Genomic DNA, 21,883 nt, shown 5'->3' on the forward strand with positions numbered 1-21,883 from the left:
TTAAAGTTCAGCTTTTAGCTGTGCTCGGTATTGCCCCGGTGTTACTCCAACCCAAGCTTTGAAGGTTTTTGTAAAGTGGCTTTGATCATTAAATCCCAGCTCAACAGCTAACTGTGCTAGTGAAGAGCTTTGCGAGAGGCGAGACTTTGCATGGGCAATGCGAATGTGTGTCAAATAGGCATGGGGAGGTAAGCCAACAGATTCACGAAAAATGCGGTTTAAGTGGAACGGGCTTCGATCGCAGAAGTTTGACAAGTCTTCTAAGGTAAGGTTTTGGCAGTAATAGGTGTGTAAATATCTCTTTATTTTCTGAACGAGCTGGTGATCTGGTTTATCGGTATGCTTGTTTGCTGCTTTATCAATAGCATGGCGCGCAACCAAAGTCTGAAGAATGGTCAGTAAACGTGTTTCTAGCTCCATACGATCGCTCATTGTCGATTGTTCTAATCGACAATGGAATTGTGCTAACTGCTGGAAGAGCGGGCGATCGCGAATGACAGGATTGGCAAAGAACGGTACTGACAGAGGTTGCTGGTCATTTCTGTTGAACCATGGCTGAAAGAGATAAGTGGGTGGATAGATAACCTTAAAACTCCAACCGGCATCAACGGCAGCCCAATTACTGTGGCCCTCGTCAGGCTGTAGGACAACAATGCTACCTGTGGGTGCGATATGGGTCTCGCCCCGATATTTCACGGCTTCAACCCCACTGATAATAATGCCAATGCAAAATTCTTCATGCACGTGGCGAGGAAATGTATGGGTTCGGTAGGTAGCGTGAAGTACTTCTAGATTGGTAAGCACTGGCGATCGCCAAACTTTTGCTTGTTCAGTCATGGCACAGTAGGGCGGCAACGTTCATCATAATAGGCTGCATTAATCCTTCTGTCTTGTAAAATCTTGCGGTCATGATGCACGCTCAGGGTCTGTCACTATCATTTCTCTAGCTTGCTCTAAGGGTTGTTTCTTCGTAGTATGCTTTGCACACGAGAAACAATCCTTAAAGCAGACTCTAGTATTTCAGGGTACCGATTTTGACGGAATGGGCAGGGTTTGTCCCATCCATCCTGTCGAAGTCGATGGTCTAAGTGGTACAGCCTAATTAAATATAAGATCGAAGTTGTGCCGCTTGCGAAGCAAGCGGCACAACTTCGATCTTATGAACTACTAAAGAAGTCGAAGTTTTGAATTATGGATTAATAAATAAAAATTTGAGCTTTAAGTATAGTTAGATATTTATTGATCTGGATTTAGGCATCAGTTTTATAGATATGTTTTAGGCAAATGGCGAGTTGCCCAACTTAACTAAACCAGAATTCTATGCCAGCTATGAAACAAGCAGTATAAAATTTTAAATTTTGTGTTTGATTATGCCCATTTATTTAAGTAAAAGTATCGAATATCAAAAAATAAATGAATATATTCTGGATACATAAAGCTCAATAAGAGCTGTGGTTTAAGATAAATTACTTGATGGTAATACCTCAATAAGGATGGGCAGACTACAAGCAATAGACCTTTAAATCTTAAGGAAAATTGCAATCATGGCGACAGCTACCGCAACGCACACGATTCGGCCTGAACTCGGTGATTTTAGCAGTATTGTTTGCTTCAAAGCATTAGTAACGGGAACAGAAGAAGCATTAGGAGAAAAAGCGGCTGCAATTGCACTGATCGCAGCTGGGCGCGTTCGGGGTAAGCAATTAGTGCAGGAGTTAGGGATGGCTGAAAAGCAAGTTAGTTTGGAGGAACTGTCCCAAATTCTTCAAAAGGCATTAGGTTCAGAAGGAACGCGTTTGTGTATTGTAGATAGAATTGTCGATGACAATAATACAATTCTAGTTTACTGCCGTGAAACCATTTGCTCTTCAGGTGAAGTTGCTGGTTCACCCCGAAATCTAACGTACACTTTGGGTGCCCTTCAAGGTGCTCTTGAGCAAGGCTTAGGCAAGCGTTTACGAGGAAAGCAGATTGAATCCATTCTGCGAGGTGGCACTCATGATGTTGTGGCATTTGAGGTGATCTCGTAACGTTATAGGGATCGCAAATCGACTTTATAGGCCGCTTCGTAGGGTGTAAGATGTGACTCATTTCTGATTCTTGTATTAAAAGCCAGAAGGGTGATTTTTCTGCCATGTTGTGACAGAAAGATCACCCTTCTGGCTTTTGGCTTTAGAAAGATGCAAGATCTGAGTAATGGTACGTTTGAGATAGGCGATCGCCGTTAGGATACCCTTATGACTACACACCTAACTCGAGAAAATATTCTCCTTACATTGCAACAGGTTGATGAGTGGGATGTGATTGTGATCGGCGGGGGTGCGACCGGGCTGGGTGCAGCGGTTGAAGCAGCCAGCCGAGGTTATCAGACGCTTTTACTGGAGAAGTATGATTTTGCCAAAGGGACCTCCAGTCGCTCAACCAAACTGGTTCATGGAGGAGTGCGATATTTGGCTCAGGGAAACCTTGCCTTGGTACGAGAAGCTCTACATGAACGTGGGCTGTTACATCGCAATGCCCCCCACCTCGTACACAACTTACCCTTGGTGGTGCCCAGTTATGCAGGCTGGTCGCAGCTCTACTACGGTGCAGGGCTGAAGCTCTATGACTTACTTTCAGGGCGATTAAGCTTCGGTCATAGTCAATTTCTTAATAAACAAAAAACTCTTGAACAGTTGCCGACATTGAATCAAAAAAAACTGCGAGGTGGCATTTTGTACCACGACGGTCAGTTTGATGATGCACGGTTGGCAATTACGCTAATGCGAACCTTGATTGATCAGGGAGGTGCGGCGTTGAATTATGCTCCAGTGATAGGTTTGATGAAAACTGCGGGGGCAATCGCAGGTGTGTTTGCACAAGATAGCGAGACACTTAAAACATTTGAGCTAAAAGCAAAGGTTGTTATCAATGCAACAGGTGTTTTTGTTGATGATGTGCGTCGGATGGATAATGCATCTGCGCCAACGATGCTCTCGCCCAGCCAAGGAATTCATGTCGTTGTAGACCAACGCTTTCTCCCGGGTCATTGTGCGCTGATGATTCCTCGTACAGAAGATGAACGAGTGCTCTTCGCATTGCCCTGGCACGGTAAAACGCTCATTGGTACAACGGATACTCCCGTTGAGCAACCGGAGTATGAACCTCGTCCTCTAGACCATGAGATTGACTTTATTTTACGAACGATCGCCCAATATCTGACGCCTGCTCCTGGGTGGTCGGATGTGCTCAGTGTGTTTGTGGGACAGCGCCCACTTGTGAAGGCCGATAACATGACATCGACGGCCGCTCTCTCACGGGAACATACAATTTCTGTGTCTGACTCCGGTCTAGTCACCATTACAGGAGGTAAATGGACGACTTACCGAAAGATGGGGGAGGATGTGGTGAACTCTGCAGTCAAGGAGCGAAAATTACCTCAAAAACCTTCGATAACGCGCGATTTAAGGCTTCACGGTTGGACGCAAACTCCTGTTGCTGCTCCATTGGATGTTTATGGCAGTGATGCCAGTCTGATTCAGCAAATGCCCGGAGCTCATCAATTACTGCACCCTGACTTGCCCTACTCAGAGGCTGAGATCCGCTGGGCTGCTCGCTATGAAATGGCTCGTACGGTAGAAGACGTGTTATCCAGGAGGACACGATCGCTGCTCTTAAACGCGGCCGCCAGCATAGAGGCTGCGCCCCGAGTCGCAGCAATTCTAGCCAATGAGTTAAATCGGGATGACAGTTGGCAGAAGGAACAAGTTTCAATGTATCAATCTTTAGCAATGGGCTACAAGCTGAACTCGCCTCAAGAACATCATGTTTGAGCCCTGCACCCGCATTACAACAAGCAAGGTTAAATGCCGATGATATAAAAGTGATGCGGCGCTTTGCGCCGCATCACTTTTATATCATCGGCTGATCTGATATTACAGATTAATTTCGTTACTGGAAATTTTCTTATTGAATAGCTTGAATAGCAGTGGCGATCGCCCGCTCCTTCTGTAGGTCTGCACCTTGAGCATAAGGTATTGAAGCTATTACCTCGACATCCGGCCTAACTCCTCGCCCTTCCAATCGTTCGCTTTGATTAATCAACACATCGGCGACTGCGACATAAAGCAAGGTGCCATCCTGCATCAAGAAGGGACGCCCTGCAACAACGGCCCCAGCGGTTGCTGCTCCCACAAGCGGTCCCACCCGTTCCTGCTGAAACCCATAGGCTAAAATTTCTTTACTGCTGCGGCTGCCTGCATTAATCAGCATGACAGCAGGCTTGTTCCAGTAGGTCGCATAGGTAAAAGGGTCGCGATCGCGTCCTCGATTGAGAATGGTTAGCCCCTTTCCCGTGAAAAAGTTGAGGTAGTCAAGATCTCCCCCACCCCAGCCATCTCGTAGATCCAGCACCAGTGCATCTGCATCGTGCAACTTTCCAGACATCAGCTCATTCAATAGCGTTTGTTGGTGTGGGTCGGCAGCATTTGACCAGATGTGGACATAACCGATGCGCTTGTTATCCTGTTCGATGATGCTGATGCTATCTTGCTGTGCCTCCAAAAACAAGGTTGTAGTGTCGAGGACTTGGGGAGTAACACTCACCTCTATCAGGGTATTGGGAGTGCGCCGCACCTGCATCTTGACGGCCTGTCCTGCTTTGCCTGCAAAGGACTGGATGGGATGAAAGGACGTATTCTCTACCGCTACAATTTCATCGCCTACCTGGAGTCCGGCGATCGCCCCCGGTCTTCCGTCTAGGACCCCGCTGATAAAAACTTTTCCGTCGATAGTTTGGGTAAAGATACCAATACCAGTATATTCAAACCGTCCATTGGGAAAAAGTTGTCGAGCGGCGGCAGGTAAATCTCGCATTGAGGGCTGAAAGATGCCCAGCAGTTGATAGTAGGCCGGTTCTTCAGGAGTGTAGAGGTGTGTATGGGAGGTGTGCAGTTCTGCCAACATGTCATTGATGACAGCGGCCGCTTCAGCCTGGGTTTGGGCTTGCCCAAAGATGGGTTGGTAGTGCGATCGCACCGCATTCCAATCGACCCCATTGAGGTTGGGGTCATAGAAATTATCCCGTACGGTTTTCCATGCCTCTTCAAATAGCGGAGTTGTTGTGGCTGTTGTGGCCGGAGTGAGCCGTTGCCACCCACCCACCGTTACTAGAATGGCAAACATGCCAAGGAGTAGCCAGCGAAGCATCCAGTGAGACCATCTACGACGCATGATTTTTCCCGTGGTAATAGCCCCTATCTTATATCTTTTCAATATGAAGCTGTGCCTAGTGTTCTACGTTTCCTGAGCAGGATATAGAACATTAGGCACAGCTTACTACTGAGCTAGAAGCTAGGCGGCGAAATAATTTTGTTGCTTCACTGGAATTTCAATGACAAACTCTGTGCCCTGTCCTGGAGCCGACTGGAAATAGAGCTTACCACCATGTTTTTCAACAACAATTTCATAGCTAATCGATAACCCTAACCCCGTTCCTTTACCGACAGACTTCGTTGTAAAGAACGGGTCAAATAATTTTGTCTGTATATTTTCGCTGATTCCTGGACCATTGTCTTTTATCCGGATGGTGACCCAGCGATCGTCTGAAGATTCAGTCCTGATATGAATTCTTCCGGGTTGTCTACTATCTTCTTTCCCTTGTGTACTACATTCCTCCAATGCATCAATAGCATTGGATAGGATGTTCATGAATACCTGATTCAATTGCCCTGCATAACATTCGATTGAGGGTAGTTCACCATATTCCCGAATGACTTCGATTGTGGTGAAGTCTGTTTTTGTTTTCAGGCGGTGGTGCAAAATTGTGAGTGTGCTATCAATGCCCTCATGAATGTCCACGGCTTTCGCTTCGACCTCATCCAGGCGGGAAAAGATCCGCATAGATTTGACAATTTCATGAATCCGCTGTGCCCCTAGAGTCATTGAATTGAAAAGCTTGAAGAGGTCATCCTGAATAAAGGGTAAATCGATCGCATCTTGCTCAGCCTGAATACGAGGGGTCGGTTTGGGGTACTCCTCTTGGTAAAGGCTGAGTAATCCTGTGATGTCCTCCATATACTCCTTTGCATGAACCAGATTGCCATAAATGAAATTCACAGGGTTATTAATTTCATGAGCGATTCCAGCCGCCATCTGTCCCAATCCAGACATTTTTTCACTCTGCACGAGTTGGAGTTGCATCTGCTGTAAGTTGCGATAAGCCTGGTTTGTTTCTACAACTTGTTGTTCTAGTAATAGATTTTTCTCTTCCAACTTTTTGGACAGATCTGCAATTTTGAGATGTAGTTGAACACGGGCTACTACTTCTTCTTGCTGGAAAGGTTTTGTAATGTAATCAACAGCTCCAAGTTGAAATCCCTCAACTTTATGATCAATATCTGAAAGGGCCGTCATAAAGATGACAGGTACTCCCCTTGCCGCTGGGTTTGCTTTGAGTCGGCGACACGTTTCAAACCCATCCACATCCGGCATCATTACATCTAACAGAATCAAATCGGGTAGCGCATAGTTGACGCGTTCTAAAGCCGTTTTTCCAGATTGTGCGACCCACACTTCTACTCCTGCTTGGTCGAGCGTATCGGATAAAACTCCTAAATTTGCAGGATTATCGTCAACGATGAGCACGACTGCATTCTGCTTAGCTGGATTCATAGTTCTAACAGGTGGACTCGGTGAACCTTGTGGACTTGGAAGCAATTTTATCTGGGCAATAAGCCCAAGCCGTGAATGGGTTAATCTTCCGGCTGGCAGGACTGAATGAGGGCAAGAATTTCTTGGTCCTGAAATTTTTTGGCCAGTTGAAGAAGTTTTTGGGCAAAGGGACTGTATTTCGAATCCATCTGTTCGAGTGATGCTGCCCGTTTCGTGATGCCAATAAAGTTACCCTTCATGGCTAACTCATGTAGTGCCTCTAGCTCCGTTGTCGGGGGAGCAACAAGTTCTTCAGAACTCGTTTCGGGTTTTGTTAATAGTTCCTGCTCTTCGTAGAGCCATTGCAGATGCAAATGCTTTTGTAATTTCTGGAGTAACTCAGTTGCCAATACAGGTTTAGCCAGAAAATCATTACCTCCGGCCTCAATGCTACGGTACTGATCCGTCTCAAAGACACTGGCCGATGAAACGATGATGATCAAGTCTTGAAATGCTGTAGAGGCTCGAATCTGTGTGATCAGTTCAAACCCATCAAGACCGGGCATCAACAGATCTGTAATGACGAGATCGGGCCGAGCATCAACAACCTTCTGCCAACCGTCAGTCCCATCTATGGCCTCGATAACCTCAAAGCCAATAGGACTTAAAAGATTGGAAATTACCGATCGGTTTTCCCATTTGTCATCAACAATAAGGATTTTCGGCTGGCAGTTTCTGATGCCAATAATTTGACCATAATGGTCCAATTGAGATGTTTTTACCCATTCATCTGCTTGAGGTAGCTCCACATCAAACCAGAAGATACTGCCAACCCCCACTTCACTATGAACTTGAATGGTGCTACCCATTAACTCGACAATTTCTCGGCTAATCGCTAACCCCAATCCGGTTCCTTCGGATTGGTATCTCATGTCACTCACTTGCTCAAACGGTTGGAAAATGTTTGGGAGATTTTGAGGAGAGATGCCAATGCCTGTATCTTGGATAGAAAATCGAATCTTACCTGCTGACGCAAAACTAACGGTGAAGGTGACACTGCCTGAATCTGTAAATTTGATCGCATTGCTTAGTAGGTTAATCAAAACCTGACGCAAGCGTTTCTCATCAGCTCGGATGCCAGTTGGCAATTCGGAGGCTGACTCGTAGCGAAATTGGATGCCTTTCAGCTCAGCACGAATGCGGCACATTTCAGCAACACCTTGAAGAAAGGCAGGAAAATGGAAATCTGTTGGCCTCAATTCCACTTTCCGAGCTTCAATTTTTGACAGGTCTAAAATGTCATTAATGAGTGTTAGCAAATGACTTCCGCATTTATGGATGACGTCAATGCGCGCTCGATCTTCGTCATTTAGTGTCTTGGCGCGCTGGAGAACCTGGGCATACCCGATGACGCCATTGAGGGGAGTTCGTAATTCATGGCTCATATTCGCCAGGAATTCGCTCTTGGCCCGGTTGGCAGCTTCTGCGGCTTCCTTAGCCTGAGTCAAGGCAACCTCGGCTTGCTTCCGCTCAGTGATGTCAGTGGAGATGCCACAAAGGGCATAGGGCATCCCTTCCTCGGTTAGTAAGGGAAATTTGAGGGAAAGGTAGGTGTGTAGCCCATCATCATGAGGTGCAACTTCCTCCCACTGCATTGCTTTTCCGGTTTCCAAGACAGCTCTATCATTCGCGTCGAAGGCATCGGCTAAATCATACTCAAATAGATCACGGTTTTGCTTACCAGCAATTTCAGCCTTACTCAAGTGAAAGAGGGCTTCAAACTGCCGATTCACCGTAATAAAGTGTCCCTGCGTATCCTTCATGTAGATGACGGCAGGCGAATTGTCGAGAATTGCTTGTAGTCGCTCTTCACTTTGGCGTAAAGCTAGTTCGGCTTGCTTGCGCTCTGTAATGTTTTCGCTAAATAAGATGACACCACCAATTTCTCCGATCGCCGTATACCACGGGCGTAATGACCAGCGAATCCACTCTACAGAACCATCGCTGCGGATGAAGGGGTCTTCCTCACGCTGCTCGATCGCGCCAGCTAAACAGCGTTGATGAATCTGCTTCCATTCCTCAGAAATTTCTGGGAAGGCTTCGTAGTGCGATCGCCCAATAATGTCATGGTCAAAGCCATATTCGTCTAGCCATCTCTGGCTGACGGCTAGGTAATGCATCATTTCATCAAACATGACAATCGAAATGGGTGCATATTCAATAAACTGCCGCAGACGGGTCTCCTTCTCCTGCAAGGCGATTTCTGAGCGTTTGCGATCGCTGATATCGCGACAAACAATTACGCCTCCTTGCAAGTGTCCAGCTTCGTCTTTCAGCGGCTCACCATTGATTAATATCCACGCCCCCTCGGGTGCTTGAGCGTGACGAACAAACATCTCGATGGCTTTGGCTTCTTCGCCTCGAATGGCTCGTGCTAGAGGAAGTTCATCGCTTGGAAACGGTGTAATCTGGTCGGGTAGAAATAAACCATACTGCTGTGACCAATCATCCTTATAAGTTGCTGTGGCACCCTTACCAAATATCTGTTCAGCAGCCGGGTTGAAAATCAGAAATTGCTCCTCTCTATCTGCAACAATGATACCGTCGCTTATAGAATGAAGAATGAGTTGTAATAACTTTGTCTGTTCCTGCAATACATCTTCAGCTTGTTTGCGATCGGTTATGTCAGTTTGAATAGAAACATATTGGTAGATCTCTCCATGTTCATCCACCAACGGTACGATCGTTGTATCAGTCCAATAGGCTGTTCCATCTCTATCAATATTCTGAAGCTCTCCCCGCCAAACTTTTCCATCCATAATGCTTTGTTCCATTTGGTTGAAAAAATCTTGTGAATGGTATTCCGATTTTAGAATGTGATAAGGTTTTCCAATTAATTCATTCCGGTTATATTTCGAGATCTCACAGAACTTGTCATTAACAAGCGAAAGAATTCCCTGGCCATCGGTTATGGCAACAATTGACGCCTGATCCAAAGCAAATTGAATATTGATATAATTCCGAGTTTGCTTCTTGACTTGTTTCTCAAGGTTGGAATTGAGGGCTCGAACCTGAGCCTGAAGTTGGTGCTGTGCAACAGCAAATGCAAAATGAATTTCGATGGCCTGAGCCAGGTTCAGATCTGTCTCTGTCCATCCTTGTGCCTGCTTCGTTCGGTGTTCTCGCCACTGCTCGAAGGACTGACGCGGTAGGCTTTGGCGCTCGTCTGGGTCAAACTTTCCTGCCCACAAACGTTCCGTTTCGATTTCATTGCGGAAGAGTGTCAAAAAGCCGACGATTTGCTGTCCCTGTCGTAACGGAAGGATGAGTAGACTCCGAATAGGTGTGTTGTGAAACAGCCCTACTAGGGGAAGACATTGTTCGTCCTGATAGAGATCGGTGATAGCTAGAACATCTGAGACAGTACAAGCTTGCCATGGCAAACGCTGTTCTAAAGGCTGAGTATCTGCTCTCTGCTCAGCCTGAGGTTGGATGCCGCATGTGTAAACTTCAGGGGATTGTTGAAGATGACTTGGCAGTAGAAATAGCCTGCCACCTGACCCATTGAGGGATTTAACGGTAGCTTCCAGAGCAGATTGAAAGGGATGGTCAGGGCTGCAATGCAATAGGGTCGCGATGTGATTGGCGACGCTCTCCCGATGGGCTTGTGCCTGTACTTGGCTAAGTAGAGTGGATTGAGCGATCGCAACTTCCACCTGATCCACAACTAATTGCAAGAAATGCAAATTGACTGGGGAAACAGTCTGAGGCTGGGAATGATGGGCTACCAGCAGCCCCCACAACTCTTCCTCCTGCACAATCGGAACGACGACGGATGATTGCACGCCCATTGCTTTGAGATACTCAATATGGCAGGGGTCAACGGGGCGGTATTGAATAGTTTCTGCCTGTTCAAGCGTATCTGGCTTGCTCCAACCGATTTGCCGGGCAGACAAATCAACGATGGAACGTTGCCGCGTCTGCAAGTAAAGTGCTCTGGCCTCAGGCGGGATATCATCGGCCGGAAAGTGCAATCCCATCAGAGACGGTAGCCGATTGTCTTCAAGTGCCTCTGCAATGACTTCCCCATGTTCATCCGACCAGAATCGATAGACCATAACTCGGTCTGTCTTCAAAAATGCTCGAATCTCTGCAACGGTCGCCTGTAAAATTTCCTGCAGTTGAAGAGATTGCCTGATACGAGTTGTTATTCGGTGCAGCAAATCATATTGTGACGACAAAAGTTGCAATTTGGACATGAACGTGCCAGGGAACTAGGGTGAAAAGAGGCCATACAGAGCCCTCTGCTCCCAGCGTTCCCAACCATTATCTAGTATTAACATCTATTAAATAGATAAAACTGGGTGGTTTTTAGAATGAGATAAAAGAAACAAATTTACTTCTCTTGAGAAATCTATCCAAAGATAGTTTTTGAGATCAAAAAAGTTTTCTACCTCTAATTCAATTAGCCAACGCTGCTTTTTTAGACTGGATCATAGGTGGAAATTGTGATATTTGCTATCTCAGTTAAGGGGACTATCTTAAGACAAATTCCTACTCTTGGAAAACTTCACTTGAATGAAGATACCCATTTATAGGCATAGATTAACGATTTTTCAAACCGTTCTTAAGGTTGAGCAAATCAATTGCTGTTGGATATTGTGGTTTAGTTTTGACTCGAATTCGGCGTAGAAGCCCGAATAGCATGTTAAGTGTGAGTGCGATCGGAAACAGCTTTCCAGGTGACCTACCTCAGCAATAATACGGAAAGTTGGAAGGTGGCATAGGAGCGATCCGTAACCTTGCGGTGAGGGGCGATCGCACTCACCCCCACAAGGGAAAGCGTAAGCCATATTGTACTGAGGAACACAAACGAAACAAATTGCAGTTCTTGTGGGTTGGGCATCCTGTCTATCCAGAATGGGCAAGATGCTCACCCCACAATTTATTCATCTGTAATTTTTAGCCAATCAGATCTTCGGCTACAAAAGATACTTGTATCTTCTCAGAGATTCTTTTATGGATTCCTTACGTTGAAGGTGTTGCGATCGCCAACTGTACCAAATCAATAGGAAGTTGTACAGAATGGGAGGTGTGGTGCGTACGTGCCACACCTCCCATTCTGTATATAAAAACGGTATTACAAGAATTGCAACATTGGGCTAGTGGAACCCAGACAAAAACGGGAGACCGATTCATACTGCTATGTTTGAAGTAGGTGAAACTGAGATCTCAACTGATGAATCAAACTCAAGAACGTCCCAAAGTCGTCATCGTTGGAGCCGGGTGGGCTGGCTTAGGAGCCGCTTACCATTTAGTACACCAGGGATACGATGTTACTCTCCTGGAAGCAGGGGGATACCCAGGTGGACTGGTCGCTGGGTGGAAAACAGCACAGGGGCGGGCTGTCGAAGCTGGCATCCATGGCTTCTGGTATCCTTACCGCAATATCTTTGCTTTAGTGAAACAATTAGGCTTGAGTCCGTTTACCGATTGGACTCGCTCATCTCAATATTCACCGGCTGGTTTAGAAGTCGAGTCACCCATTTTTCAACAGGAACCCCGGCTTCCCACACCTCTGGGAACCTTTCTGTATACCCGATTTAAGCGGTTGCCGTTGAGCGATCGCCTCTCGGCCTTACCCCTGCTCTATGCCATCATCGATTTTGACAATTCTGATGCTGCATGGCGACGGTATGACCCGGTTACAGCTCGTGAACTCTTTAAGCAATTTGGGGTGTCGGCTCGTCTCTACAAAGAGTCGTTTGAGCCAATGTTGTTGGTAGGCTTGTTTGCTCCGGGAGAACAATGTTCGGCGGCAGCGGCGTTAGGTATGTTGTATTACTTCATCCTGGCTCACCAGCCTGACTTTGATGTGGTATGGTGCCGTGGCACTGTGGGGGAGCAGATCTTTCGTCCCTGGGTTGAGCAAATTGAGCGGACAGGTGGACGGGTTCTGACTCAGCGGCGAGTGACCGATTTAATCCTTAAATCACAGGACGGGGGTGATGGCACTCAAGTTGCTGGCGTGGTGTGCGGTGATGAAAGGTTCGAGGCCGACGCTGTGATTTTCGCAGTCGGCGTAACGGGAATGCAAAAAATCGTCAGTAACAGTTCGACACTTCGACAGTTCCCTGAATTTTGTGACCTGATGAATTTGGGTGCAATTGATGTGCTGGCAACCCGGCTTTGGTTTGATCGCAAAGTCCCTGTGCCCCTGCCGTCTAATGCGTGCTTTGGGTTTGATGCCACAACCGGATGGACATTTTTTGATCTCAACACGCTGCATGATGAATGGAAGAATGAAGCGGGGAGTGTGATTGAAGCAGATTTTTATCATGCTAATCAATTGTTACCGCTAGATGATGAACAAATTATTGCTAAAGTGCATCAAGATCTAACAACCTGTGTACCGCAATTTTGTGACGCTAAGGTGATTGATAGTAGCGTTGTGCGATTACCTAGAGCTGTCACGCACTTCTCTCCTGGTAGCTATCAATCTATGTTGTCTGGAAGAACGAGTGTATCCAATCTGTTTATGAGTGGGGATTGGATTATTACGCGTCATGGTTCCTGGTCACAGGAAAAAGCGTATGTAACTGGACTGGAAGCTGCTAATCGAGTGATTGAACAGTTTGGTATAGGTACGTCTGCCCCCATTGTTCCAGTGGAACCAGATGAACCTCATATTGAATTTGCACGTACAGCCAATCGTAGCTTGAGAGACTGGTCTAGTCGATTGCTGCCGTCTCTATGGCTGCCGTGACAATTCCTTTAGAGCGTGCTTTAAAGCTCATAGGAAGGGTTGTTTTTTCGTGCGAGAAGCACACGAAAAAATAACTTTTATTGGTTAATGCTTGAAGAGCTGCGAGGATCGCAGCTCTTCAAGCATTAAGGAGGTTTCTGCATAAGAATTTACCCAGAATGTTGGTGCTTTGCCCGCGAAGCGGGCAAAGCACCAACATTCTGGGGGTAATTTCATTACTGGAAATCTCCTAACTCTGGTTCTAAGTGCGTAGCGCGATAAAACACGGCCTAATCACGGTGGCCTAACTCACGAAGGCGATCGCGATTGCACAACCGAATTGTTGTCCCGGTTATTTCAATTACGCCTTCCTGGCTCAATTTGTAAAAGGTGCGCGACAATGTCTCGGGGATGGTGCCCAGGAGGGCCGCCAGTTGCCCTTTCGGTAAATCCAATTCAACAATGTCAGATTGGCTGTCGCGATCGCTTAAATTCAACAAATAATTCGCTAATCGTTGCGGTACATCCTTAAAAGAAAGGGAGTCTACCAGATGGGCTAACCGCCGTAGATGGCGAGCAAAGGTGCTGAGCATGGCGATCGCCAGAGTGGGATGTTGCTCCAGCACAATCAAAAACGTTGCCCGTGGGATAAATAGGACTTCTACAGATTCAAGCGCTGCAGCCGAGGCTGGAAACTGCCCTCCATCAAAAGCTGGCACCTCTGCAAAGTATTCCTCAGGCCCAAAAATATGCAGGATTTGCTCTTTGCCATCCTTCCCTACTTTGAACACCTTGACTCTGCCAGACTTGACAATAAAGAAGCCTGTTCCCTCATCACCCTCCAGAAATAGAGTTTCACCCCGTCGATAGGTTTGTGGGATGGCAATCACGGCCAGGGCAGCAACATGCTCATCTGAAGCGGTCTGAAAAATGGGTGTTTGTCTGAGAAAGCGTTGAATATCTGCTATACGCTCACTAATCGCCATAAGTGCTTCCGTTCCTACTTACCCTAATTTATCAACTCCCAAACTGACGCAGTTCTGCTGGGGTATATCCCACTTTTGTGAGTGAGGTGGGCTAAGCCCACCTCACTCACAAAAGTGGGTTTCCAAATCTGAAGGTTGCCATGTTTACAAACCTTTTCATTGCTTTTGACTTAGGTCAAAGAATCCTCTGGCGATCGCTCATAGGCTAAGAGCATGAAGGATTGGAGTTGAGATTTTATGTTCTGCAATCAATGTGAGCAAACAACCCGTGGTGATGTGTGTCAGCAGTGGGGAGCCTGTGGTAAGAACCCAGACGTCGATGCACTACAAGACCTGCTCGTGCATTGTTTGCGTGGGCTATCACAGGTGGCGTTGCAAGCCCGGTTCCTGGACATTAACAGCCGGGAAGTGAATGAGTTTACCTGTGAAATGCTATTTGCAACACTGACTAATGTGAATTTTGTTCCAGAAGACTTCTCGGCATTTATCAACCGGGCGATCGCGCTTCGGGAAGGGCTTCAGCAACAAATTCAGGCGGCAGGGCATAAGCGGGTAGAGACACCGATTGCCCAGTTTAAGCCCGCCAGCAATCTACAACAGCGTATTCAACAAGGACGTGACCTGGAGATCGAATTTATCAGTCAATCCAGCCAGGATGTTGATATTTTCTCGCTGCGCTTGACAGTATTGTATGGCTTGAAAGGTGTTGCTGCCTATGCATTCCATGCTGCTGAGTTAAACCAGTCGGATGAAGATCTTTATACCTTCTTCCATGAAGTCTTAGCTAATCTTGATACCAACACTATGACGTTGGAGCAGTGGGTTCAGCTTGCGCTTCAGGTTGGAAAAATGAACCTGAAAGCGATGGAACTGCTGGATGCAGGTAACACGGAAACCTTTGGCCATCCCGTTCCTACCCCTGTTCCCCTGGGCAATTTAGCCGGTAAAGCAATCCTTGTCTCTGGTCATGACCTGCTCCACCTGCGGGCGATTCTAGAACAGACGGCTGGTACTGGAATTACCGTCTATACCCACGGAGAACTGTTGCCCGCTCATGGTTATCCGAAACTGAAGCAAACCTATCCTCATCTCTATGGCCATTACGGCACGGCATGGCAAAACCAAACTCAGGAGTTTGAAGCCTTCCCCGGGGCGATCGTGATGACGACCAACTGCCTCATGCCACCCCGTGATTCCTATAAAGATCGGGTTTTCACCCTTGGCCCGGTTGGATTCCCCGGTTTGCAGCACATCAATCTGCACGATATTTCACTCATTCTTCAAAAAGCTCAGGAATTACCGGGATTTGAAGCCGCAAGTGAGCGCGGTACCGTTACGACCGGATTTGCCCACAATGCTGTATTGGGAGTCGCAGATACGGTCATTGATGCCGTGAAGCAAGGCCAAATTCGCCACTTCTTCCTGGTGGGCGGGTGTGATGGTGCGAAGTCGGGTCGTAACTACTACACCGACTTGGTAGACTCCATGCCTCAGGATTGTGTGGTGCTGACTTTGGGCTGTGGCAAATTCCGCTTCTTTGACCATGACCTGGGAACCATTGGCGGTATTCCCCGCTTATTGGATGTCGGTCAGTGCAACGATGCCTATTCCGCCATTCAGATTGCAGTAGCCCTGGCTAAAGCGTTTGAGGTTGATGTGAATCAACTGCCGCTATCAATGGTGCTGTCCTGGTATGAGCAGAAGGCGATCGCCGTTCTTCTCACGCTTCTTTCCCTGGGCATTCAAAACATTCGCATTGGCCCTACCTTGCCAGCCTTTCTCTCTCCCAACGTGGTGAAGTTACTCTCCGAAACCTACAATCTCAAACTCATCACAACACCAGAAACAGACTTGGCGGCTTGTCTGAGTTAACAGCTTAACTACAGCCATCTAAGGACGTTTCTGCATAAGAATTTACCCAGGATGTTGGTGTTTTGCCCGCTTCGCGGGCAAAACACCAACATCCTGGGGGGTAATTTCATTGCTGGAAATCTCCTAAGAGGGTGTGGCGCACAGCGCCACACCCTCTTAATGAACCGCTATCAGCAAAGGGGGCAACCCAATCAAGCCGATAATGGAAAACCGGCGGCCAGCAGCCAAGCGAACAAAAGGCTAGAACCGATCGCATACACCCAGGCTTGGTTCAGTAACCCTGCAACCAGAGATAGAATCCCCATCAACAATGGAAAGAGCGGTAGAAGTAGGAACATAAATCCCAGTTGAGGCAAGAAGTATAGGGTCAACACAAAACCTCCAATGAGAACACAGCTCTGCCCCAACCACCAGAGAACCCGTCTGCCAATGCTGATATTCTGCTGCACAATTCCGGAGGCCAAGAACCAGGGCAAGCAGGCGATCGCCAAAGGAAACCATAATCGCAATCGGCTCGGAATCAGCCACCACTGGAGCCAGACAACTTGTGCCATTCCACCAAAAGCAATCCAAAGCAGCAAAAACAGTACCAACCCAGAGATAAGGGTACCCCAGGTAAAACGGGGTAGACGCGCCAGTAGCCCTAACCAGACTGAGCCAGCAATGAGGAACCAAACTCCCACCGCTCCACCCACTTGCACACCACCCAAATCCTGAAGATTGAATTGTGGGTTGAGCAGCAACAGTCCTGCCACAGCTACCAGTGGTGCAACCACCAAACCTGCCCACCGCCGAAGCGGGGCTACCTCTACCGCAATGTCCGATTTGCTGATCCAGGGCGCAAGGGCCGCTAATCCTATCAACCATCCCAGTAAATGCAAACCGTACCAGGCCATGCGGCGATCGCGATACTGGCTATCCTGAGCTTTGCCAAAAGTTGTATTCAACCAGCGCAGCGCAGCTTGATGGCTATCATCACTAAACAAAATCGTGATGTGTTCTACGCCAGGAATGATAACGAACTCCCGTGCTTGCCCCATGGCAAAATTCTGATTTTCCCCACCGGCTTGGGCCAGTAGCCGTTGGGCATTCGCCACAAAACCACCTTCTCCGCTCCCCGCCTGCAACTGAAGATTACGCGGAGCTTGCGGCGTGACACTCGCCCCTGTGGGAGATACGGCGACAGTTGCCGCAAAGCGATCGGGAGCCCGAATACTCGCCATCATTGCGATTCCACTTCCCATGGAATGCCCCAATAGCGCTAAACGCGTAGGATCAACTTCCGGTTGCTGTAGCAGGGCTTGTAGGGCAACATCAAGATTTTGCTGAAGTTCATACCGTTGCAAGCGAGCCTCATTGGCTCCATGCCCATCGAAATCCCACAGCATAACCGCATAGCCTGCATGGGCCAGTACATGGGCATAGCTCAGCATCAACTGTTTAGAGCCAGCAAAACCATGGGCAATCAACACGCCCGGTACTGCCTTTGCCTGTTGAGGAGCCAGGTATAGCAGGGGGACATCCTCCTGCTGGAGCGATCGCACCTCCAATCCGGCTCGGGCTGTTGTAATTCCCAACCAGGATGAAACGATCAGCAGGGCTGCTGCCAGCAGTAGCCCCAAGCGTTTACGACTTAATGGTAAAAATCTCAACTCAAGTTTTCCTTAACACCACGTACAGGTCTGTTTGTAATTTTTGGTGGGTCTTTGACTCCACAAAAAAATTCTTCATCTTATCTATAAGTTTCAGGAACCGAACCTTATAAATTGACTAGACACTACTGGTGTAGCGTAAAAACTGTTTCCTTTAATGGCTTAAGAGAAACCTTTTTCCTCTAACGGCTCATGAAATTGTCACTGAATTTAGACGGGGCTGATGTTTCGTGACACTCTAACAGACCGTTTTAAGCCATAGCAATAAACTTTCTGCTGCTGAACGTGTAGCGCTATAGACTGAATTGATCGAAGAGTGTATCTTCAACCGACTATTTACTCCTTTTAGGGAAATCATTTCCCTTTTCGCATACGTGTATTTACGGCTACTTTAAATAGAGTTAAAGTAGTAAAAAGTACGCAATGTTTTGCTTTTGGGTTTTATTGCAGCTTGTTCATAGTAATGTTGAGTAGTTCTAACAAATGTTAAAGCTGCTCAAATTTTGTGCATACTAACAGGGACATTAACGTTCTATTAATGTTGCTATGAATTCTTTTCATCAAGTAAAATTGCAGCCTCAGTCACAGCAGGAAGCCTTGCTAAACCGGATTGTGAGTCGCATCCGGCGATCGCTGCAACTGCAAGATATATTACAAACTACGGTTGCCGAAATTCGTGATTTTCTTCACATCGACCGCGTTAAAATTTACTATTTTTATCCGGATGAGCATGGAGAAGTCATTGCCGAATCAATTGATGGCGAGCGCCTGCCGTCGTTACTGGGTCTGCACTTTCCCGCTGATGACATTCCACCCCATGCCCGCGAATTATTTGTAGCGGCACGGCAGCGATCGATTGTTGACCTGTCCCAGCAAGTACTGGGTATCAGTCTACCCAATGCCTCCAGAGTGGGAGACACATCAGAAGGCGATATTCGTTTTCGTCCTGTAGACCCGTGCCATGTGGAATATTTACGGGCAATGGGGGTTCAATCCTCCGTAGTTGTTCCCATTCTGCAACAGGAGCGGCTTTGGGGGCTGTTGGTGGCCCACCATTCGGAGCCACGAGCGGTCTCTGATTCAGAGTTGGATTTTTTGCAATCAGTCGTGGATCAGGTAGAGGTGGCGATCGCCCAATCGCTGCTTCTCATCCAGGTGCAAGAACAAGCCCAATGCGAGCAAACGGTCAATCAAATTGCGACTATGCTGCATTCCTGTCAGGGCGATCGCTTTCAAAAAGCTCTTGAGGCGACTGTTGCGGCTCTACAGGGTTCTGGAGGGCGCCTTTTCCTGCAACCATTAGACGGGCACCCTGCCAAGGCTCCTTATACTTGGGGTGAGCAACCACAAACCGCAAAGTGGTGCAAAGAACGGCATCTGGAGGAACATTACCTGTGGCAAGACCTTATGCAATCGGCCGCGGCTGCCTCATTGAGTCAGCAGTCTAGCCAACCGAGTAAGCTATGGGCTATCACGGACCTTTACAAGAATCCTCAATTCCGAACTCTGGTGAGTTGTTTTCAATCCACCGCTATTCGAAGTGTATTGATTCTTCCGTTGAGTCAGGAACAGCGGGTAATTGGTTGTCTAACTATTTTCCGCAACACCGTTGAAACAGAAACGTTGTGGGCCGGGCAATTTGATTCCGATGAACGACAGATAATGCCGCGCCAATCATTTGAAGCATGGCGCGAGTACAAGATAGAACAGGCTCGCGAGTGGGGAGATGGCGACCTGAACTTAGCCCAGATGTTAGGGAAGCACTTTGCTCCAGCCCTAGGGCAGTACCAGTTGCAACATCAGATTCAAGCCTTGAACGACAGCTTGGAACAGCAAGTACAGGCACGCACGGCTGAATTGCAACAATCGCTGCGGGAATTAGCGAATATCAAATTTGCGCTGGATCAATCATCAATCGTATCAATTACTGATTGCCGTGGCATTATCCATTATGTCAATGATCGATTCTGCGAAATTTCTCAATATGAGCGTGAGGAGTTGTTAGGGCAATCTCATCGCATCATCAACTCGGGTTACCATCCCGGTGCTTTCTTTACTCAAATGTGGAAGACCATCGCAAAAGGTCAGGTGTGGCGGGGTGAGATTAAAAACCGGGCCAAAGATGGTTCATTTTATTGGGTTGATAGCACCATTGTGCCGCTGTTGGATGCTGAGGGGAAGCCATACCAATATGTGGCGATTCGAAATGATATTACGGCTCGCAAAACTGCCGAAGCAGAACTAGAGCAGACCAAGGTATTTCTAGAATCTGTATTGAATACGTTGCCTGTAGGAGTCGTAGCAAAAGCAGCCGATGACTTGCGATTTGTGCTGTGGAATCCTGCTGCTGAAGCAGTATTGGGGTTGAAAGCAGCAGACGTGTTGGGCAAAACGGACTACGATTTATTCCCGGCCGATCAAGCCGATGGCTTTGTGAGTAAGGATCGAGAAGTTCTACAAACAAACCAGGTTAGTGACATTCCCGAAGAGGAAATCCAGCTTGGTGAAGGGGAAACTCGCGTTCTACATACCAAAAAAACAGCTATTTTAGGAGCAGGTGGTAACCCTGAATATCTGCTCGCTATTACAGAAGACATTACGGATCGGAAACGGGCAGAAGTTGCTTTACGTGAGAGCTTGGAACTGTATGAATCGCTGGCCAATGTGTTGCCACAATGTCTCTTCCGCGTTGATCGCAAAGGAAGGCCTGTCTTTGCAAATACTGCATTTCTAGATTCTGTTGGGCTATCGCTCAATGAACTCCGACACAAGACACTTTATGACTTGTATCCAAAAGAACTGGCTGACAAATACACAGCCGATAATGAGTATGTGATGCAAACAGGCGAGGTTGTCGATATTGTTGAGGAACATCAACTACCCAGTACAGGCCAACGTATTTATGTGCAGGTGGTCAAAGCTCCAGTACGAAATACAGAAGGTGAAATTGTTGGTTTGCAGGGCATCTTCTGGGATGTGAGCGATCGCAACCGCGCTGAAGAAGCACTCCGCCAATCAGAGGCGCAACTTCGGGAAAAAGCCCAGGAGTTAGAACAAACGGTACGTGAACTGCAACAAACCCAGGCCCAACTGGTACAAACGGAAAAGATGTCAAGTTTAGGGCAACTGGTGGCCGGGGTTGCTCACGAAATTAACAACCCTGTTAACTTCATTTATGGCAATCTCAGGCATGCTCGCGACTATGCCCATGACTTGTTAAATTTGCTCCAACTGTATCAGCGGCACTATCCCAATCCTGCCCGCGAAATTCAAGATGCAGCCGATGAAATTGATTTCGCATTCCTCAAGGAAGACCTGCCAAAACTCCTGGCTTCAATGCGCGTAGGAGCCGATCGCATTCAGAAAATTGTACTGGCCCTCCGCACTTTTTCCCGTATGGATGAGGCGGAGATCAAACCAGTCGACATCCATGAAGGGATTGATAGTACGCTGATGATTCTACAAAATCGTCTGCGGGAAACGGCAGGGCATCCCGGAATTCATGTGGTGAAGGATTACGGAGAGTTACCTCTAGTTGAATGCTATGCCGGGCAGCTCAATCAGGTATTTATGAATGTTCTGGTCAATGCAATTGATGCACTAGATGGGTTAAACAGCCGCCGTACTGCTGACGATATTGAGGCGAATCCAAGTATGATCACGATTCAAACTCAACGTTTGGGCGATCGCCATGTTCGTATTCGTATTACTGACAATGGCCCTGGCATCCCAGAGTTTGTTCGACAGCGTCTATTTGAGCCATTCTTCACAACGAAGCCTGTGGGTAAAGGAACAGGATTGGGCCTGTCTATTAGCTATCAGGTTATTGTGGATAAACACGGTGGTAGTCTGACCTGCAATTCTGAGGCCGGTCAGGGTGCAGAATTTTTGATTGATTTACCCTTGGTTGCAAGGGCTAGTTAATGCCTTAACAGGCTAAAACTTTTATGGTAGAGGCGGTATACATACAGCCTCATCATAAGGGTTTTAGTATATAA

General features: G+C 47.3%; 12 protein-coding genes. 5 read left to right on the plus strand and 7 right to left on the minus strand.

From position 1 onward, the window contains the following. Nucleotides 1-837, minus strand: coding sequence for an AraC family transcriptional regulator (locus tag H6F91_RS00620; RefSeq protein WP_190773861.1), 837 nt, complete (start codon nucleotides 835-837; stop codon nucleotides 1-3). A gap of 707 nt (nucleotides 838-1,544) precedes the next feature. On the opposite strand from H6F91_RS00620, the gene H6F91_RS00625 reads away from it, so the two are divergent. Further along, nucleotides 1,545-2,030 (plus strand): hypothetical protein, encoded by a 486-nt coding sequence (locus H6F91_RS00625; RefSeq protein WP_190773860.1) that lies wholly within the window; start codon nucleotides 1,545-1,547, stop codon nucleotides 2,028-2,030. Nucleotides 2,031-2,237: 207 nt separating this feature from the next. Beyond that, entirely contained in the window at nucleotides 2,238-3,812 is a 1,575-nt protein-coding gene (locus H6F91_RS00630; RefSeq protein WP_190773859.1) for a glycerol-3-phosphate dehydrogenase/oxidase, read from the plus strand. 133 nt (nucleotides 3,813-3,945) lie between these two features. On the opposite strand, the gene H6F91_RS00635 is transcribed toward H6F91_RS00630, so the two are convergent. The 4 genes from H6F91_RS00635 to H6F91_RS00650 form a co-directional block, all read right to left on the minus strand. Next, entirely contained in the window at nucleotides 3,946-5,211 is a 1,266-nt protein-coding gene (locus H6F91_RS00635) for a S41 family peptidase (RefSeq protein WP_190773858.1), read from the minus strand. Between the two features lie 120 nt (nucleotides 5,212-5,331). Continuing rightward, nucleotides 5,332-6,651 carry a response regulator gene (locus tag H6F91_RS00640; protein ID WP_190773857.1) on the minus strand — a complete coding sequence of 440 codons (1,320 nt, stop codon included), beginning with the start codon at nucleotides 6,649-6,651 and terminating at the stop codon, nucleotides 5,332-5,334. A gap of 80 nt (nucleotides 6,652-6,731) precedes the next feature. After that, on the minus strand, nucleotides 6,732-10,889 hold the full coding sequence (locus tag H6F91_RS00645; RefSeq protein ID WP_190773856.1) for a PAS domain S-box protein: 4,158 nt from the start codon (nucleotides 10,887-10,889) through the stop codon (nucleotides 6,732-6,734). 488 nt (nucleotides 10,890-11,377) lie between these two features. Beyond that, nucleotides 11,378-11,536, minus strand: coding sequence for a hypothetical protein (locus tag H6F91_RS00650; protein ID WP_190773855.1), 159 nt, complete (start codon nucleotides 11,534-11,536; stop codon nucleotides 11,378-11,380). A gap of 333 nt (nucleotides 11,537-11,869) precedes the next feature. Between H6F91_RS00650 and H6F91_RS00655 the strand changes: the two genes are divergently transcribed. Continuing rightward, nucleotides 11,870-13,396 (plus strand): FAD-dependent oxidoreductase, encoded by a 1,527-nt coding sequence (locus H6F91_RS00655; protein ID WP_190773854.1) that lies wholly within the window; start codon nucleotides 11,870-11,872, stop codon nucleotides 13,394-13,396. Nucleotides 13,397-13,665: 269 nt separating this feature from the next. Here H6F91_RS00655 and H6F91_RS00660 read toward each other — a convergent pair whose 3' ends face one another. Next, nucleotides 13,666-14,361, minus strand: coding sequence for a Crp/Fnr family transcriptional regulator (locus tag H6F91_RS00660; protein WP_190789177.1), 696 nt, complete (start codon nucleotides 14,359-14,361; stop codon nucleotides 13,666-13,668). Between the two features lie 237 nt (nucleotides 14,362-14,598). Here H6F91_RS00660 and hcp point away from each other — a divergent pair, with 237 nt between their 5' ends. Further along, complete coding sequence (gene hcp, locus H6F91_RS00665) at nucleotides 14,599-16,233, plus strand: hydroxylamine reductase (RefSeq protein WP_190773852.1); 1,635 nt, start codon at nucleotides 14,599-14,601, stop codon at nucleotides 16,231-16,233. Between the two features lie 191 nt (nucleotides 16,234-16,424). On the opposite strand, the gene H6F91_RS00670 is transcribed toward hcp, so the two are convergent. Beyond that, complete coding sequence (locus H6F91_RS00670) at nucleotides 16,425-17,885, minus strand: alpha/beta fold hydrolase (RefSeq protein ID WP_190775839.1); 1,461 nt, start codon at nucleotides 17,883-17,885, stop codon at nucleotides 16,425-16,427. A 546-nt stretch (nucleotides 17,886-18,431) separates the two neighbouring features. On the opposite strand from H6F91_RS00670, the gene H6F91_RS00675 reads away from it, so the two are divergent. After that, on the plus strand, nucleotides 18,432-21,809 hold the full coding sequence (locus H6F91_RS00675; RefSeq protein WP_190775840.1) for a PAS domain-containing protein: 3,378 nt from the start codon (nucleotides 18,432-18,434) through the stop codon (nucleotides 21,807-21,809). The last annotated feature ends 74 nt before the right edge of the window (nucleotides 21,810-21,883 follow it).

Source organism: Leptolyngbya sp. FACHB-8 (genome assembly GCF_014695575.1).
Taxonomy (GTDB): domain Bacteria; phylum Cyanobacteriota; class Cyanobacteriia; order Elainellales; family Elainellaceae; genus Vacuolonema.

Bases quoted from the DNA above. Each gene is read 5' to 3' on its own strand.
- H6F91_RS00650 (WP_190773855.1), bottom strand. From the start codon at position 11,536: ATGCCCAACCCACAAGAACTGCAATTTGTTTCGTTTGTGTTCCTCAGT.
- H6F91_RS00620 (WP_190773861.1), bottom strand. From the start codon at position 837: ATGACTGAACAAGCAAAAGTTTGGCGATCGCCAGTGCTTACCAATCTA.
- H6F91_RS00645 (WP_190773856.1), bottom strand. From the start codon at position 10,889: ATGTCCAAATTGCAACTTTTGTCGTCACAATATGATTTGCTGCACCGA.
- hcp (WP_190773852.1), top strand. From the start codon at position 14,599: ATGTTCTGCAATCAATGTGAGCAAACAACCCGTGGTGATGTGTGTCAG.
- H6F91_RS00655 (WP_190773854.1), top strand. From the start codon at position 11,870: ATGAATCAAACTCAAGAACGTCCCAAAGTCGTCATCGTTGGAGCCGGG.
- H6F91_RS00625 (WP_190773860.1), top strand. From the start codon at position 1,545: ATGGCGACAGCTACCGCAACGCACACGATTCGGCCTGAACTCGGTGAT.
- H6F91_RS00635 (WP_190773858.1), bottom strand. From the start codon at position 5,211: ATGCGTCGTAGATGGTCTCACTGGATGCTTCGCTGGCTACTCCTTGGC.
- H6F91_RS00675 (WP_190775840.1), top strand. From the start codon at position 18,432: ATGAATTCTTTTCATCAAGTAAAATTGCAGCCTCAGTCACAGCAGGAA.
- H6F91_RS00640 (WP_190773857.1), bottom strand. From the start codon at position 6,651: ATGAATCCAGCTAAGCAGAATGCAGTCGTGCTCATCGTTGACGATAAT.
- H6F91_RS00660 (WP_190789177.1), bottom strand. From the start codon at position 14,361: ATGGCGATTAGTGAGCGTATAGCAGATATTCAACGCTTTCTCAGACAA.
- H6F91_RS00630 (WP_190773859.1), top strand. From the start codon at position 2,238: ATGACTACACACCTAACTCGAGAAAATATTCTCCTTACATTGCAACAG.